Origin of the sequence: Mucilaginibacter paludis DSM 18603 (assembly GCF_000166195.2) — a bacterium.
GTDB lineage: Bacteria > Bacteroidota > Bacteroidia > Sphingobacteriales > Sphingobacteriaceae > Mucilaginibacter > Mucilaginibacter paludis.
Genome location: NZ_CM001403.1, coordinates 6,155,596 through 6,172,478 on the forward strand (window position 1 = coordinate 6,155,596; position 16,883 = coordinate 6,172,478).

Consider the following 16,883-nt stretch of genomic DNA (forward strand, 5'->3'; position numbering starts at 1 on the left):
TTTTTACTGATAATTTAATTCGCCATTATCTAATAACTAACCAATAACTAAGAACTTCCGCCTCTGTAAGCCTTTCTTTCGCTTGTAAAATCCCACCACTGTTTGTTGCTACCCGGATTATTGGCATAGTAAACCACTAACCGGAATTGATCTTCAACACAGGGATCGGTTTTGGTACCTATAAATTGTTGGTGTGCATCAAACAGCTCGGCTCCATTTTTATCTTTAAGCTGATTGAGGGAGTAATAACCCAAAGCTATCAGGTCGCGGGCAAATTTGGGCCCAATTGATGGGATATTTTGAAAATTAACCAGGGCATTGATTTCCCTTGCGCGTTGTTCTGTTGTTTTTAGTATTATACAAAGTTCATCCGGAGCGTAGCTGGTAATCTCGGGGAGTGTTATACCTGCTTTTTTAAGCAGGTATTTTTCACTGTCTTCAAGATCAAGTTTAGGAGTTTTCATTATTCCATATTTGATTTGTTGCCGAAAATATTAATCAAGATTGTTAACCCGAGGCTACGTCATAGCGACTTTAAATTGTAATTAATGAAGCCATGTGGTAACATGATCAAACAGCCAAGAAATGGAACGTGATTGATGAACCCTAAACTGGATTAACTTTAATCTTTCTTTTTACCGCCGCCAAATACCGAGAAGCTTACGTAGCTTTTTGGGTGTGCCTTAATATCAATAAACAGGTTGTTCAAGTTGGCCGATGCATCTCTCAGGTTATTATACATTTTATCATCGTTAAGCAGCAAGCCCAATGATCCCTGCCCGTTGTTTATTTTAGCAATTGTGTTCTGCAAATCGGCAACAGCCTTATTGGCATTGTCTAAAGTCTGCTTGATATTGCTTTTAGCCACATCATCACTAATTTTGTTGAAATTAGCTAAGGTGCCGGTTAAATAAACGTTGCTGCTCTTCAGGTTTGCCGATATGGATTCCACATTGGCTAAAATATTGTTGATGCGTACACTTTGTTTACCAACCAGGGCATCAACTTTTTGGGTAGTACCTTCTAAAGATTGTAAGGTGTTAGCAATGCTGTTAAAGCTCCTGTCAACGTTTTTTTGAAACCTGGGATTCATGATGGCGTTTACCGATGTCAGGATAGAATCCATTTTGCCGATAATCAATTCGGCCTTTTTTTGTACAGGTTGCAGGCTTTCGGCCAGTCCGCCTTTTACAAATGCTCTCAAGGTATCTTTGTTTTCGGCCATCTCTTTGCTATCGCCTAATTCAAATATAATGGCTTTGCTGCCCAGCAAATCGGTGCCTTCCAATTTGGCCAGTGTGTTTTTGGGGATATCGTATTTTTGCTGAATTTTAAATTCAACCTGCGTACGGCCATCCGGTTTTAGCTCCATCTTGGATACGCGACCTATAGGGAAACCATTTACCAACACAGGTTTTGATACAGCTAAGCCAGATACATCATTGTAAAGAGCATAAAACTTATTTTCGGTTGTAAAAACATCATTGCCTTTTAAAAAGCTGTACCCAAGTATCAATATGGCTAATGATATTACCGTTAATGCGCCTATTTTGGTTTCGTTTGATATTTTCAAGGGATTATGTGTTTAAGTTTTAATTATTATTCTACTTCTTTTTTATATTCTGTAAGTGCTCTCACTATCGATGCCACAATTTCATTCTGTCCATCTTCCGAGTTTAAGTAATCCTCGTCAATTGGGTTATTGATAAAGCCAGTTTCAATTAACACCGCCGGCATAGCGCTGTGGCATAACACCAATATACCTTGTTCTTTCACACCATCGCTGTGGCGGCCATCGGTATCAACAAATTCGTTATTTACCAAATTTGCAAAACGAATGCTGTTTTTACGATACTTAGCTTTAAAAGCATTCAGCAATATCATCGCTGTCGGGTCGTTCGGGTCAAAGCCCGAATTTGAACCCTGCCCGTCCTTTTCTTCAAATAAGTTTTCACGCAGGGCAGCTGCCTCTTCCTTATCGCGGTGAAAACCATAAACCAGTACAAGCACACCACGGCCAGACTTGTCGGGTACGCGGATTCTTCTGCCATGGCTAACTACAATTCTGTCGGCTAATGAATTGCAGTGTAACGATATGAACAAATCTCCCTTGTTATTGTTCGCAATATCTGATCTTGTTTGCCAGGGTACGTTGGCGGTTGTGGTCCGCGTCATCACAACCTTAATATCCGGCAGATTTTTTTCGATGGCTTTCTGCAATTTAAATGCCAACGCAAGCGTTACACCTTCTTCAGTAGAATATGCTCCTGCGGCGCCGGTATGGCCGCCATGGCCGGCATCAACAACTACCGTACGTAATTTAAAGCCAGAACTTACAGTGCTGTCTTTTTTAACAGGATTGGCAATTTGGCCCGAACCAGAGTGGAATAAAAAAAGTAATGGTGACAAACAATAAATGTATCTTCTCAATGCCCTATTTTTCATTATTTTTGAAGCCGCAAGTAATCAATATCTGCAAAAATACTATTCATAATCAATTTTGAAATTTATAAGTCTCTTTTTTCTTTTATTGGTGATTTTCATCTTCCGGGTATACTCCTCGCCTCACGATGTAAAAGTAAGCTATTCCAACGTGGCCGATACTATTATTCATCTTGATTCTGTTAAAGATAAAAAACTCCTCAAAAAAAAGCCGGTAATTTTAAAGGATACAATTAACATCAAAGGTAAACGATCAGCCTCCGATACCTCGAAAAAAGGCATGAAAACCTTGCCCGATACTTCCAAAAAAGGTAAGGAAGGTTTCCAAACTGAAATTAAATATACTTCTAAGGATTCCTCGCGTGCAGATAATGTAAACAAAGTGTTGTATTTATGGGGAAATGCCCGCGTAACTTATGATGATGTTGAACTCGATGCAGACTATATACGCGTTGACCAAAAAAATCACCTGATATATGCCAGCGGCTTACCCGATCCGCGGACAAAGAAATATGCCAACAGGCCAATTTTCAAACAAAAGGATGATAAGCCTCTGGTTGCCGATTCGCTAACGTTTAACTATGTAACCAAAAAGGGAAAAATTTTTAACGCGGCGTCTGAGCAGGATGGGAACTTTATTTCCGGCGGTACTGCTAAAAGGCTGAACGATCAGGAAGTTGCTTATAAAAATGTACTTTTTAGTACCTGTGATTTGCCTTACCCCGCTACGCACTTTGGCATCGTAATTACCAAAGGGATTGCCGAAAAGCACAGAATTATATCAGGCCCCGCCTATTTAGAAATTGAAGGTGTACCGCTGCCCTTGTTTATCCCATTTGGTTTTTTTCCTAAACCCGATCAGCGTTCGTCTGGTGTAATTTTACCTACGTTTGGTGAGGACACACAACTGGGTTTTTATTTAAAAGGCTTTGGCTATTATTTAGGTATAAGTGATTATGTAGATTTAACTACTACCGGTAGTTATTATACCAAAGGATCTTACGATCTGTCGTCAACGGCGAGGTATTTAAAAAAATACAAATACCAGGGAACACTTACCCTAAGCTATGGCTCGCATAAATATGGGCTGGAAACAGATCCCGCTCAAAAGGATTTTAATATTCAGTGGTCGCATAGCCAGGATCCCGCCGCTCATCCCGGAACAACCTTTAGCGCTTCTGTAAATGCTGGTACGTCAAGCTTTTATCAAAATTCGCCTGCGCAAACCAATTATAATATCCAGGCTTTAACGCAAAATACATTAAGTTCCAGTATAGCTTATGGCAAAACCTGGGCTGGTTCGCCTTTTAACTTCACCGCCAATATATCGCACCGGCAGGATATCACAAAAAAAACACTTACGCTTGAACTGCCCAGTTTCAGTTTAAACATGGCTACGTTAAGCCCCTTTGATTCTAAAGACCGCGTGGGCGAACAAAAATGGTATCAGCGGATAACAGTGGGTTACAGTTTACAGGGAACCAATAAGGTATCTGATCTCCCCGAATCGGAACTATTTAAGTCGAACACCCTCTCAAAGCGGTTTCAAAATGGTTTCAGTCAGCAAATTCCGGTAAGCCTAAGCTTAAATATCCTAAAATACTTTCAGTTTAGCTCCAGTATTAACTATAACGAGCGCGATTATTTTCAAACTATCCGTAAGCATTACGCACGCGGAAGCATTTCCGGCGCAGATTCTATCGTAGTTGATACCGTTCAAGGTTTCAGGCGGGCTGGTGATTATCAAATCTCCAGCGGTTTTTCAACTAAGCTATACAGTACTGTGCTGTTTAAAAAAGGGCGGTTAAAAGCCATACGCCAGGTAATAACGCCTAATGTGAGCTTTTCATACCGGCCAGATTTTTCTGAACCCAAGTACGGTTACTACAACACTATTGTAAGTAACGCCACCATTCCCTATCCTTATACCTACCAAACGTACTCCATTTTTGAGCAAAGCGTTTACGGCGGACCGAGTGGGGGCAAATCGGCGTCCATTAATTTTAGCGTTGATAATACAATCGAAGCTAAAATGGCTGCTAAAAGCTCGGATACATCCGGACTCGATAAAAAAATCCCTATCCTGCAAGGGTTATCTTTCTCAGGTTCTTATAACCTGATAGCAGATTCCATGAAACTATCTACCCTGGGGTTTTCGGGTCGTACTTCTTTATTTAACCAAAAACTGGGAATCAATTTTGGAGGTACTTTAAACCCCTATGTAAACCAGGTTCGTGATTCCATTTCCAACGGACAAATTGTGCGGTATGCACACATGATTAACCGCTATACCTGGCAAGACGGTAAGTTTCCGGCCTTAACGCAGTTTAATCTTTCTATGGATATCAGCCTTAACTCGGCATCGTTAAAGCACCCCAGTAACGCGGGCCAACAGCAAAACGCCAATACCCTGGCCTCCATGACACCCAACCAGGCCGACCGCCTCGCGCTGATTAACAGTAATCCAAATGCATTTGTTGATTTTAACGTACCCTGGAACATTAATTTGAGCTATAGTTTTTATTATACTAACTCGGGCGTATCTACCACAGTATCCAACACGTTAAACTTTAACGGGGATATTAATGTTACCTCTAAGTGGAAATTACAGTATACATCGGGCTTCGACGTTAGGCAAGGTAAGGTAAGTACAACCTCATTGTCTATTTATCGTGATCTGCATTGCTGGGATATGTCGTTCCAGTGGATACCCTTTGGATATTATAAATTTTACAGTGTAGATTTAAAAGTTAAAGCCTCGATATTACAGGACCTGAAATTGAGTAAGAGGAAAGATTACTATAATAATAATTAAGATGCTTGCAGAAATTATTACCATTGGCGACGAGATACTGATAGGGCAGATTGTTGATACCAATTCGGCCTGGATAGCCCAGCAACTCAATGCGGTTGGCATCCGTGTTAAACAGATCAGCTCGGTTTCTGATAACAGCCAGCACATCATCGACGCGCTAAGGGAGGCGAAGAACCGCGCTGATATCATATTAATAACAGGTGGTTTGGGCCCTACCAAAGACGATATTACCAAAACCACACTTGCTGGTTATTTTAATGTAGGGATGGTGCAGAATGAAGAAGCCCTGCAAAATGTAGCCCGTATTTTTGCCAAGTACAACCGCCCCCTGCTCGATGTGAATATCAAACAGGCCGAAGTGCCGGCAAATTGTGAAATTATATTGAATCAAAACGGCACGGCGCCAGGCATGTGGTTTAACCACGATGGAAAAATTTATGTTTCTATGCCCGGAGTACCGCACGAGATGATGTACATGATGGAAGAGGCTGTTATACCTAAATTGAAGGAGACCTTTAATTTACCGGTTATATTGCATAAAACCATTTTAACTGTAGGCGAAGGCGAATCGTTTTTAGCAGAAAAAATAGCAGATATAGAAGATGCTTTGCCCGCCCATATCAAACTGGCATATTTGCCTAAGTTAGGCTCTGTAAGGTTACGGCTTAGCGCCTACGGCGAAAATGAAAACGATTTGCAAAACCAAGTTGATACATACGCCAGCCAAATTATTAACCGGGTTGGCAAAAATGTGGTAACCGATAAGGATGTGCCTATCGAAAAGGCCATATTAGACGAGATGGAAGTTGCTGATCTGACTTTATCAGTTGCGGAAAGTTGTACGGGCGGTTACATTTCGCATTTGTTTACCCAGCATCCGGGTTCGTCCAAAGTGTTTTTGGGCGGTGCTATTTCATACGCGTATGAGCTGAAAGAAAGTATGCTTGGCGTAAAAAATGAAACGCTTTGGGCTAATGGCGCCGTGAGCGAACAAACCGTTATTGAAATGGTTGAAGGCGCTTTGCTCAACTTTAAATCGAGCTATGCTATTGCCGTTACCGGGATAGCCGGGCCCGATGGCGGAACGCAGGATAAACCCGTAGGTACCGTTTGGATTGCAGTGGCCAAGCAAGGTAAAACGGTAGCGAGGAAATTTATTTTTGGTAATAAACGGATACAAAACATTGAGCGAACGGCAATTACAGCTATGGGTATGTTGATCAATTTACTCAGGGAAAATTCGTAATTTCGACTTGTTATTTGTTATACGCACAAAAAAAATTCTGACGTTATTATGGCTCTATATAAACTGCTTTTGCCGAAAATGGGAGAGAGTGTTGCCGAAGCAACCATTATTAAATGGAACAAAGCTATAGGCGACCGCGTTGAGATGGACGATACGGTAATGGAGATAGCTACTGATAAGGTTGACTCCGAAGTGCCATCACCAGTTTCGGGCAAATTGATCGAACAACTTTGTAAAGAGGAGGAGGTTGTTCAGGTTGGCTCTGTCATTGCTGTTATTGAAACAGAAGAGCCTGCCAATTACATACAAAATGGCACTGCGCCAGCCGAAGAAATTATTGCTTTAGCCGAAACTGACGCAAAAAAGGAAAACGATGCCCACAAAAGTAACGAGGTAGGCGGTAGTGCTGCAGAGCAACCAAACCCAGTTGTGGCATACAGTGCCGTTGTTAAGGAAGATGCCTCGTTTCCGGAAACGCTGTCGTTACCGGGTATTGATCAGCTCCCAGCGGGCACACCGGTTGCGCAAACATCAGGTAACAGGTTTTATTCGCCATTGGTTAGAAACATAGCTACGCAAGAAAAGGTAAGTGCCGCTGAACTTGACGCTATCCCCGGCAGTGGTGCTGATGGGCGTTTAACTAAAGACGATCTTTTAAATTATATCAACAACCGGAACAATATGCCCCCTGCCCCTGCTATTGCTGAAGAAGTACCTGTTGCAGAGCCGGCTGGAGCAACTGTGCAAGAACCTGTAGAGGCTCCCGTTAAGCCAGAGGTTAAAGAACCCCAGCCAGCACCGGTTAAGGCAGCTCCCGTTGCTCCAAAACCTGATGCACCAGCAATGGCACCTTCGCAGTCGCTTAGCGGGGGCGACGAGATTATTGAAATGGACCGCATGCGTCGCTTAATTGCGGACCACATGGTAATGAGCGTACATACCTCTCCGCACGTTACGTCATTTGTTGAGGCGGATGTAACTAATCTTGTTGCATGGCGCGAAAATATCAAGGATGCTTTTGAACAGCGCGAAGGAACTAAAATTACTTTTACCCCCATATTTATAGAGGCGGTTGCAAGGGCTATTAAAGATATGCCCTTGATCAATGTATCAGTTAACGGTACACAGATCATCAAAAAGAAAGATATTAACATAGGTATGGCCACGGCTTTGCCAAGCGGAAACCTGATAGTTCCGGTGATACGTAAAGCCGATGAATTGAATTTGATTGGCTTGAGTAAAGCCGTTAACGATTTATCCAGCAGGGCGCGCCTTAATAAATTACAACCTGGCGAAGTTAAGGATGGCACGTTCACCATTACTAACGTAGGCTCTTTCGGCAATGTGATGGGTACGCCTATTATCAACCAGCCACAAGTTGCTATACTGGCGGTAGGCGCCATTAAAAAGAAGCCAGCGGTTATTGAAACGCCCGAAGGCGATGTAATAGCTATAAGGCACATGATGTTCTTGTCGCTCTCTTATGATCATCGCGTGGTAGATGGAGCTTTAGGAGGATCATTTGTTCGCCGTGTGGCGGATTACCTGGAAGCGTGGGATATAAACAGGAGTTTTTGAGTGTAGTGTAATAGGTATAACTACACACTCAACTGTTGATGGACAGATATGTGTAGACCAATATACCAGACGATACTTCATAAAATAAAAAAGGCTCATGATGGATAATCATGAGCCTTTTTGCTAATTATATAATCCGCTTTAAACCGAGAAACTCTCGCCGCAACCACATGTACGTGTTGCATTGGGATTATGGAAGTTAAATCCCTTACCATTTAATCCATCGCTAAAATCCAATTCGGTACCGGCCAGGTATAAAAACGATTTCATATCAAGCGCCATCCTGATGCCTTTATCTTCAAAAAACTGATCGCCCTTCTTTTCTTCGTTATCGAAATCAAGATTGTATGATAAGCCGGAACAACCACCACCCTGAACCGATACGCGTAAAAAATAGGAAGTATCCATTCCCGCGTCTTGCATCAGGTGATCAATTTTGCTTTTTGCTTTATCTGTTATAGTTACCATTGTAGTAATGCGTATTGCGATATTAGTATAGCGTTTCACAGCCCCGCCTAAATCGCGATTGTATTATGTTAGACTAATTCTGTTTTAATTAGTTTAAGTCTAAACTATGGTTGATAAAAAAAGATGTTAATACTACGTAGCAATATCTTTTACGCAATATGCACATCTCAAATACAAATTAATGATGCGATTTTTCGCTCACTAATGCTTCCATTCCGTTTTTAATACGGTAATCGTTAATAGCTGCCTTAATGGCATCTTCTGCTAAAACAGAGCAGTGTATTTTTACCGGAGGTAATGCTAACTCCTCAACAATATCCATATTGTCAATTTTCATGGCATCGTCGATGCTTTTACCTTTTAACCACTCTGTAGCTAATGACGATGATGCAATTGCAGATCCGCAACCAAACGTTTTAAATTTGGCATCTGTGATTACGTTATCTTCGTTAACTTCAATCTGAAGGCGCATAACATCGCCGCATTCTGGTGCGCCAACAAGGCCTGTGCCTACGCTGTTTTTACTTTTATCTAAAGTACCTACGTTGCGTGGGTGCGTATAATGATCAATTACTTTATCTGAATAAGCCATGGCTGTATGTTTATTTATTTTGTTAGTGTGTTTTTATGTTAATAAGCCTCAAAAATCGGACCTGAATAAATTTTATGTATTAAGTCAATCTGCACATAGCATATTAACTCATTTGCACATTTAATTAATGTTCTGCCCACTCAATCGAGTCAAGGTCTATACCTTCTTTAAACATTTCCCAAAGTGGCGATAATTCGCGCAAGTGGGTAACTGCTTTTTTGGTAACTTCTATGGCGTAGTCAACTTCTTCTTCGGTGGTAAAACGCCCTAAACCGAAACGGATAGACGAGTGAGCCAAATCATCAGATAAACCTAAGTTTTTCAAAACATAAGATGGTTCAAGCGACGCTGAAGTACAAGCCGAACCTGATGATACGGCCAGATCTTTCATGGCCATCATCAACCCTTCGCCTTCAACGTATTTAAACGATATATTGGCTACATGTGGTAAACGGTGCTCAACATTGCCGTTTACATAGCTTTCTTCCAACTCGGTTAATGATTTTTCCAGTTTATCGCGCAAAGCAGATAAGCGTTTGGTATCGGCTTCCATATCCAAAGCGCAAATTTCGCAGGCTTTACCCAAGCCAACAATACCGGCTACGTTTAATGTTCCAGAACGCATGCCGCGCTCATGGCCGCCTCCGTCCATCTGGGCGGTAACTTTAACCCTTGGTCCCTTACGGCGTACATATAATGCACCAACGCCCTTAGGGCCGTACATTTTATGTGCCGACATAGCCAAAATATCAATACCGTCTTTATTTACATCAACGGGTATCTTACCAACTGCCTGGGTAGCATCAGTCATAAACAGCGCTCCGTGTTTGTGAGCTATAGCAGCTATCTCTTTAATCGGCTGTATTACGCCAATCTCGTTATTGCCATACATAATACAAACCAATATGGTTTCGCTGGTCATGCTTTGTTCAAGCAAATTCAGGTCGAGTAAGCCATCAGCTTGTACCGGAAGGTAAGTTACCCTTGCGCCTAATTTTTCAATATGTTTGCAGGTATCTAAAACAGCTTTATGTTCTGTAGTACAGGTAATAACATGGTTACCTTTATCTTTGTACATTTCAAACACACCCTTGATACCCAAGTTGTCTGATTCTGTAGCACCTGATGTAAATATAATTTCTTTTTCGGATGCGCCAATTAATTTGGCAACCTGTTCGCGGGCATAATCAACGCCTTCTTCGGCTACCCAGCCAAATGGATGGTTCCGGCTTGCTGCATTACCAAACTTAGTTGTAAAGTAGGGCAACATCGCATCTAAAACCCTTGGATCCATCGGGGTAGTGGCATTATTATCTAAATATATTGGAAGGTTCATTGCTTAATTAGATTAAGTATAGTTAACAGATGCAAATATAAGCAAACATTTATTTAAAATCTTTCAATTAAATCGTCAAAATAATGTATGGCAGTCATTAATTTGCAATATTTGGATGATGAATAAAATAGAACATATCGGCATAGCCGTACGCGATATAACCGAGGCTGGAGGCATCTATCAACGGCTTTTAAATACCGATGTATATAAAACAGAGTTAGTTAATAATGAGTATGTTAACACCGCTTTTTTGCAGGTTGGCCCCAATAAAATCGAGTTGCTGCAGGCTACTTCGGCCGATAGCGTCATTGCCAAATTTATTGAAAAAAAGGGAGAGGGCCTGCATCATATCGCATTTGAAGTTGACGACATTGTATCAGAGATGGAGCGTTTAAAGGCAGACGGTTTTACACTTTTAAGCGATGCACCTAAGGCAGGGGCAGATAATAAACTGGTTTGTTTTGTACATCCCAAAGATGCCAAAGGGGTATTGATAGAGCTTTGTCAGGAAATACCTGGTGTATAAAAAAAGGTAATTTACTACTGCCGGGTTAAAGCATATAATCGCAATGCAAATTTTTTTTGGCGCGTGTATCAGGCGTAGATAGGCCTTTTGTATTGTTAAAAAGTGTTAAATACCAACCGCTACGTCATTTATTCAGTCTGTTTTCATGAAAAATTCATTTGGTAAAACTACCTTTACCCATAATTTTAGCATATAACATCAAACCGGATGAAAAAACTTTCACTAATCGTTCTCTCTTTACTATCAGTTATTTTGATTGAGGCTTGCAAAAAATCAAGTTCAGATGATTCCAGTACTACTACCACACCTACTTTCCAGGTCTATGTAAATGATTCTTTATGGACTCCAAGATCAGTTACCGCTGTTTTAACTTATGACTCAAAGGCCCAAACCAAAACTTTAACTTGTACCGGTATTGATACTACTGATAAGATTGTGTGGAATATTAAACAACCGGCTTCATCACTTGATAGTACATTTACCTCCAAAACTTATTATGTATCGGATACCGCTAATGTTAAACCGATGTATTATAAGTTAAACAGCAGCAATGTTTTTGTTGCAACTGGTACCATAAAGTCGGGTAACATTACCATTAGTTCATTTGACGCAAAAAGTAAGGTAATGACCGGGACATTCGCTTTTGTTACCACCAAGTTAAATTATGATAGTAACGGCAATGTAACGTCTATCACAGCTAATAACATCACCAGCGGGCAGTTTAACAGTTTTGCGTTTACGTTTCAAAAGCAATAGATACAGTTATTAAGATGGCAATTTTTACTTCGGTCAAAAATTTTGTCGAAAATGCTGTCTTAGTGTCCGAGAATTATTATATTATTTAATTTAAATTTTTACTTTTTGATTTATAAAGCTATATTTGCGCCTCTTTTGAAAAGGAATACATAACAAGATGAAAAAAGATTTGCACCCATCCAGCTATAGATTTGTAGTTTTTAAAGATTTGTCTAACGACTATGCTTTCTTAACCAAATCATGCATCGATACCAAAGAATCCATTAAATGGGAAGACGGTAACGAATACCCTTTAGTTAAATTAGAAATTTCACACACATCTCACCCTTTCTTTACAGGTAAGATGAAACTGATTGACACTGCAGGTCGTATCGATAAATTTAAAACCCGTTACAAAAGATAACCAATCAAAAAATAAATATTTCAAAGTCCCGGCTTTCCAGTCGGGACTTTTTTTATTTTTGTCCAATGGCAATCATCCTGTTTGACGATAACGCATATCAAACCCTATTCCCCTTAACGTACACCCGCCCAGTAGCCGATTTACGCATCGGCATAGTTACAATAGCTCAAAAATGGGCTACTCATTTAAAACAGGGCTATTCATTTTATACCCGGGATTATTTACAGGCCAAGTTCCCGCTAAAATTAGAGAACAGTAATTTATTTATTAATGGTTCGGTTTGCCCGGATGATGAATTAATTGAAGCTATTTATAAATTAGATGGCAGCTCAGCCTTGGTAAAAGATGACTTGCTCATCGCTGTAAAGCTTAACGAAAGCGATGGTAAGGAATTTGATCCTTTGAACACCGGTGCTTATAAACCGGTAAACTACACCGGTGACTTTATACGGATAAAATACCCCGAAGATATTTTTAAAAACAACGCGGTTGAAATTAGTAAAGATTTTAAACTGATCACTAAAGGCCGTACCAGTGCCAGGCTAAGTTCAACCAATGTTTTTATTGGCGATGATTTTTTTGCCGAGGAGGGTGCCGAAGCTGAGTGTTCCAGTTTTAATTCCAAGAGCGGCCCTATCTATTTAGCTAACGATAGCTCAGTTTGGGAGGGCAGCCACATCAGGGGATCGTTTGCGCTGTGTAATCATTCGCAGGTAAAAATGGGCACCAAAATTTACGGAGGCACAACCATAGGCCCTTATTGCAGGGTAGGGGGCGAGGTAAACAACGCTGTGCTTTGGGGATACTCTGCCAAGGGGCACGAGGGGTATTTGGGCAACTCGGTATTAGGCGAGTGGTGCAATATCGGTGCCGATTCCAACAATTCAAATCTCAAAAATAATTACAGCGAAGTGAAGCTGTGGGATTATGCTACCCAGCATTTCCGTAAAACCGGTTTGCAGTTCTGTGGCCTTATCATGGCCGATCATTCTAAATGTGGTATCAATACTATGTTTAATACCGGTACTGTCGTTGGTGTTAGCGCTAATATTTTTGGTGCCGGTTATCCGCATAATTTTATTCCTGACTTTAGCTGGGGCGGCGCCCACCATATTGAAGTATACTCACTAAAAAAAGCTTTTGAAACCAATGAACGTGTATTTGAACGTAGAGAAAACCGCGATTTTAATGAGATTGAAAGGACCATTCTTGAAAAAGTATTTGAATTAACTAAACCATATAGAGTATTTTAAAATGAGAAAGAAAATAGTAGCCGGTAACTGGAAAATGAATCTGGATTATACCGAAGGATTAACCCTGTTTTCGGAGGTTATCAATATGATAAAAGACGAAGTAACCGGAAGCCAGCAAGCGGTAGTTTGCAGCCCTTTTATACATTTGCACAGTTTGGTGCAATTGGGCAAAGATTACAACAAGGTATCAGTAGGTGCTCAAAATGCACATCAGGCCGAAGCTGGTGCCTACACCGGCGAAATATCTTCCAGGATGATTAAGTCGGTAGGGGCAGAATACGTTATAATCGGCCACTCTGAACGTCGCCAGTATTTTGGCGAAACTAATGATCTGTTAGCCAAAAAAACGGATGCTGTTTTAAAGAATCAATTAACCCCCATTTTTTGCATCGGCGAAACGTTGCAGGAGCGCGAGACAGAAAAGCATTTTGAGGTTATCAAATCGCAATTGCTTGAAGGTGTTTTTCATTTGGATGAAACCGCGTTCGCTAAGCTTGTGATTGCTTACGAGCCAGTTTGGGCCATTGGTACAGGGGTAACTGCCAGTGCCGAGCAAGCACAGGAGATACATGCCTTTATCCGTGCTGAAATTGCCCAAAAATACAGTCAGCAGGTTGCCGATGACATCACTATCCTTTACGGCGGAAGCTGCAATCCCAAAAATGCTGCGGAATTATTTGCCAAGGGCGATATTGATGGTGGCCTGATTGGTGGTGCATCTTTAAAATCGAGAGATTTTGTGGATATATTGAAGGTTTTTAATTGAAGATAAATTTGAGTATTGAGTATTGAGATGTGCGTATTGCGTAATGCGATATTTGATTCGGAAGTTCGAAAAACTCCGGTTATTACAATCTCGATATTCAATACTCATACCTCAATGACATAGATTGATCTGCAAAGTTGGAAAAAGCTTAGGCTCTTGCAACTGAAATCTCAATGGGCATTAAGCCTATCTCAATACGCTTTTTGATCTGAAAGCGCGAAAAGTTTTTGCACCTAAAATCTCAATACGCACTACGCCTATCTCAATACTCAACACGCAATACCCATATCTTAATACTCACTAAGCACATCTCAATACTCAATCAATGAATTACTTCGAACTCCTTTTCACTACCATCATCACCGACGATTACCAGCAAGATTTACTGATGAACGAGTTGGCTGAATTTGGTTTTGACACTTTTGAAGAGGTTGACTTTGGTTTTAAAGCCTATATTCCTGCTGATAATTTTGATAAAAAAGCTTTAGATTCGGTTTTGCAACCCTATCAGGATATGTTTACCTTTAGTTACGAGGTGACGCTTATTCCGCAAAAAAACTGGAACGAAGTATGGGAAAGTAATTTTGAACCTATTCAGATTAAAGATCAGATCTATGTAAGAGCAACTTTCCACGAGCCCAAGCCCGATTTTGCTTATCAGATAGTAATAGACCCCAAAATGGCATTCGGTACAGGGCACCACCAAACCACTTCTATGATGATGGATTTTATGCTGGAGGTGGATCTGAAAAATAAGAAGGTGTTGGATATGGGCTGTGGTACCGGTATATTGGCTATACTGGCCTCAAAAATGGGATCGAGAGCTGTAACCGCTATTGATTACGACGAGATTTGCTACGATAGCACGATAGAGAACTCGGCGCTCAACGGAATTAATAATATCACGCCGCTATGCGGCTCTAAAGAAGCCATCCCTGACGAAGTTTTTGACGTAATACTGGCCAACATCAACCGCAATATCTTGATAGATCAGATGGAGCATTATTCGAAGGCCCTTAAGCCAGGCGGCGAAATATACTTCAGTGGGTTTTATGAAAGTCCGGATATGGAGATCATAATCAATGAAGCCGGAAAATATAGATTAACTTATGCATCGCATAAGATGGATAAAAACTGGGTTGCAGTCAAATTCAGTAATTAATTGTTAACAAGTGCCAAAATGCTAACATTCCAAATTAGATGCTCTTATTATGCCGTAATTATTACCGCTTGTAAACCTATTTTTGTTTATTTGCACAGTTTTGCTTTACAGCTAATAAATTTAAATGAGGGTACATTTTATAGCTATCGGCGGTAGTGCTATGCACAATCTCGCTATTGCTTTACACAAAAAGGGATTTGAAATAACCGGGTCGGATGATGTATTGTTTGAACCGTCGGTATCAAGGTTAGGGAAGTACGGCATTCTGCCGGCAGAACAAGGGTGGTATCCCGAAAAGATAACCGCCGATATTGATGCAGTGATTTTGGGTATGCATGCTCGCATTGATAATCCCGAACTACTTAAAGCGCAAGAGTTAGGACTTAAGATATATTCGTATCCCGAGTATATTTACCAGCAGTCAAAGGATAAGCTACGGGTTGTTATTGGTGGCAGCCATGGTAAAACAACTATCACTTCGATGATTTTGCATGTACTGCAGTGTGCCGGAAAGGATTTTGATTACCTGGTGGGTGCACAATTAGCAGGATTTGACACGATGGTGAAACTAACCAACGATGCGCCGATCATGGTAATAGAGGGGGATGAATACCTTGCATCACCGATTGACAGGCGACCCAAATTTCACTTATATCAAGCTAACATTGCCGTATTGAGCGGCATAGCCTGGGACCATATTAACGTGTTCCCTACCTTTGAGGATTATACCAGGCAGTTTAGTTTGTTTTTAGATACTATACAACCGGGTGGTGCAGTAATTTATAGCGAAACTGATCATGTTTTAAATGATGTGGTAAGCCAGAGCTCATCGGACATAAAAAAGATTCCTTATCACTTGCCCGCATACGAGATCATTGATGGTGTTACATATATTATTTATGACGAGCAGAAGTATGCACTGAAGGTTTTTGGCGAACATAACTTGCTTAATACAGAGGCAGCACGCCTAATATGCCATGAATTGGGTATTAATGCTGAAACCTTTTATCAATACATAACCACTTTTCAAGGTGCTGCGCGCCGTTTGGAGCTGTTAGCGCAAACCGGTACAGGTAATATTTACAAGGATTTTGCACACTCGCCATCAAAGTTAACGGCTACCATTAACGCAGTAAAAACGCAGTTTCCTGATAGAAAGCTTATTGCCGTGATGGAATTGCATACCTTTAGCAGTCTTAATAAAAATTTTTTAAGCGAATACGCAGGTACGATGGATCCGGCCGACGAAGCTGTGGTTTTTATTGACGAAAAAACGTTTAAGCAAAAAAATATTGAGCCATATTCAATCGAGATATTGAAAGCCGCATTTGCTAAAAACGACCTCATCATCTTTAATCAACCCCAATTATTGGCGAAGTACCTTGAAAACATAAGCCTGCGCAACACAAACGTGCTTTTAATGAGTTCCGGGAATTTTGGAGGGCTCAATTTGGCTGAATTAACTGAAAAAATATTGTTAAAAATTGAATAATTTTGAAATTTTAATTAAAAAATTATCGTAACTTTATATATTATAAAG

The 16,883-nt window shown here is 40.7% G+C and carries 16 protein-coding genes; 10 read left to right on the forward strand and 6 right to left on the reverse strand.

Translation table 11 applies throughout. The features are described from left to right. Positions 1-47: 47 nt before the first annotated feature. The 3 genes from MUCPA_RS25810 to MUCPA_RS25820 all read right to left on the reverse strand — a co-directional run bounded on the left by MUCPA_RS25810 (position 48) and on the right by MUCPA_RS25820 (position 2,409). Positions 48-464 carry a helix-hairpin-helix domain-containing protein gene (locus tag MUCPA_RS25810; protein ID WP_008510396.1) on the reverse strand — a complete coding sequence of 139 codons (417 nt, stop codon included), beginning with the start codon at positions 462-464 and terminating at the stop codon, positions 48-50. 158 nt (positions 465-622) lie between these two features. Then, complete coding sequence (locus MUCPA_RS25815) at positions 623-1,573, reverse strand: MlaD family protein (protein ID WP_008510398.1); 951 nt, start codon at positions 1,571-1,573, stop codon at positions 623-625. A 26-nt stretch (positions 1,574-1,599) separates the two neighbouring features. Beyond that, positions 1,600-2,409: an N-acetylmuramoyl-L-alanine amidase family protein gene (locus tag MUCPA_RS25820; protein WP_157543986.1), complete on the reverse strand. Its 810-nt coding sequence runs from the start codon at positions 2,407-2,409 to the stop codon at positions 1,600-1,602. A 91-nt stretch (positions 2,410-2,500) separates the two neighbouring features. Here MUCPA_RS25820 and MUCPA_RS25825 point away from each other — a divergent pair, with 91 nt between their 5' ends. From MUCPA_RS25825 to MUCPA_RS25835, 3 genes are read left to right on the forward strand one after another with little or no spacing between them, the layout of a single operon-like run. Further along, entirely contained in the window at positions 2,501-5,257 is a 2,757-nt protein-coding gene (locus MUCPA_RS25825; RefSeq protein WP_008510402.1) for a putative LPS assembly protein LptD, read from the forward strand. 1 nt (position 5,258) lies between these two features. After that, complete coding sequence (locus tag MUCPA_RS25830; RefSeq protein ID WP_008510404.1) at positions 5,259-6,503, forward strand: competence/damage-inducible protein A; 1,245 nt, start codon at positions 5,259-5,261, stop codon at positions 6,501-6,503. A 48-nt stretch (positions 6,504-6,551) separates the two neighbouring features. Continuing rightward, positions 6,552-8,081 carry a dihydrolipoamide acetyltransferase family protein gene (locus MUCPA_RS25835; RefSeq protein ID WP_008510405.1) on the forward strand — a complete coding sequence of 510 codons (1,530 nt, stop codon included), beginning with the start codon at positions 6,552-6,554 and terminating at the stop codon, positions 8,079-8,081. Between the two features lie 141 nt (positions 8,082-8,222). On the opposite strand, the gene MUCPA_RS25840 is transcribed toward MUCPA_RS25835, so the two are convergent. The 3 genes from MUCPA_RS25840 to MUCPA_RS25850 form a co-directional block, all read right to left on the reverse strand. Further along, positions 8,223-8,549, reverse strand: coding sequence for a HesB/IscA family protein (locus MUCPA_RS25840; protein ID WP_008510407.1), 327 nt, complete (start codon positions 8,547-8,549; stop codon positions 8,223-8,225). Positions 8,550-8,727: 178 nt separating this feature from the next. After that, positions 8,728-9,141, reverse strand: a complete 414-nt coding sequence (gene iscU / locus MUCPA_RS25845; protein ID WP_008510408.1) for a Fe-S cluster assembly scaffold IscU — start codon at positions 9,139-9,141, stop codon at positions 8,728-8,730. Positions 9,142-9,265: 124 nt separating this feature from the next. Continuing rightward, on the reverse strand, positions 9,266-10,477 hold the full coding sequence (locus tag MUCPA_RS25850; RefSeq protein WP_008510410.1) for an IscS subfamily cysteine desulfurase: 1,212 nt from the start codon (positions 10,475-10,477) through the stop codon (positions 9,266-9,268). 115 nt (positions 10,478-10,592) lie between these two features. On the opposite strand from MUCPA_RS25850, the gene mce reads away from it, so the two are divergent. The 7 genes from mce to MUCPA_RS25885 all read left to right on the forward strand — a co-directional run bounded on the left by mce (position 10,593) and on the right by MUCPA_RS25885 (position 16,835). Next, on the forward strand, positions 10,593-11,003 hold the full coding sequence (gene mce / locus MUCPA_RS25855) for a methylmalonyl-CoA epimerase (protein ID WP_008510412.1): 411 nt from the start codon (positions 10,593-10,595) through the stop codon (positions 11,001-11,003). 207 nt (positions 11,004-11,210) lie between these two features. Continuing rightward, a complete protein-coding gene (locus tag MUCPA_RS25860) occupies positions 11,211-11,759 on the forward strand; it encodes a DUF6252 family protein (protein WP_008510414.1) in 549 nt (182 codons plus the stop codon). Between the two features lie 157 nt (positions 11,760-11,916). Then, positions 11,917-12,162, forward strand: coding sequence for a type B 50S ribosomal protein L31 (locus tag MUCPA_RS25865; protein ID WP_008510416.1), 246 nt, complete (start codon positions 11,917-11,919; stop codon positions 12,160-12,162). A 65-nt stretch (positions 12,163-12,227) separates the two neighbouring features. Then, a complete protein-coding gene (locus tag MUCPA_RS25870) occupies positions 12,228-13,415 on the forward strand; it encodes a putative sugar nucleotidyl transferase (protein ID WP_008510418.1) in 1,188 nt (395 codons plus the stop codon). 1 nt (position 13,416) lies between these two features. Next, on the forward strand, positions 13,417-14,181 hold the full coding sequence (gene tpiA / locus MUCPA_RS25875; protein ID WP_008510420.1) for a triose-phosphate isomerase: 765 nt from the start codon (positions 13,417-13,419) through the stop codon (positions 14,179-14,181). Between the two features lie 325 nt (positions 14,182-14,506). Then, positions 14,507-15,343 (forward strand): 50S ribosomal protein L11 methyltransferase, encoded by an 837-nt coding sequence (prmA, locus tag MUCPA_RS25880; protein WP_008510421.1) that lies wholly within the window; start codon positions 14,507-14,509, stop codon positions 15,341-15,343. 124 nt (positions 15,344-15,467) lie between these two features. Further along, positions 15,468-16,835 carry a UDP-N-acetylmuramate--L-alanine ligase gene (locus MUCPA_RS25885; RefSeq protein WP_008510423.1) on the forward strand — a complete coding sequence of 456 codons (1,368 nt, stop codon included), beginning with the start codon at positions 15,468-15,470 and terminating at the stop codon, positions 16,833-16,835. Positions 16,836-16,883: the final 48 nt, after the last annotated feature.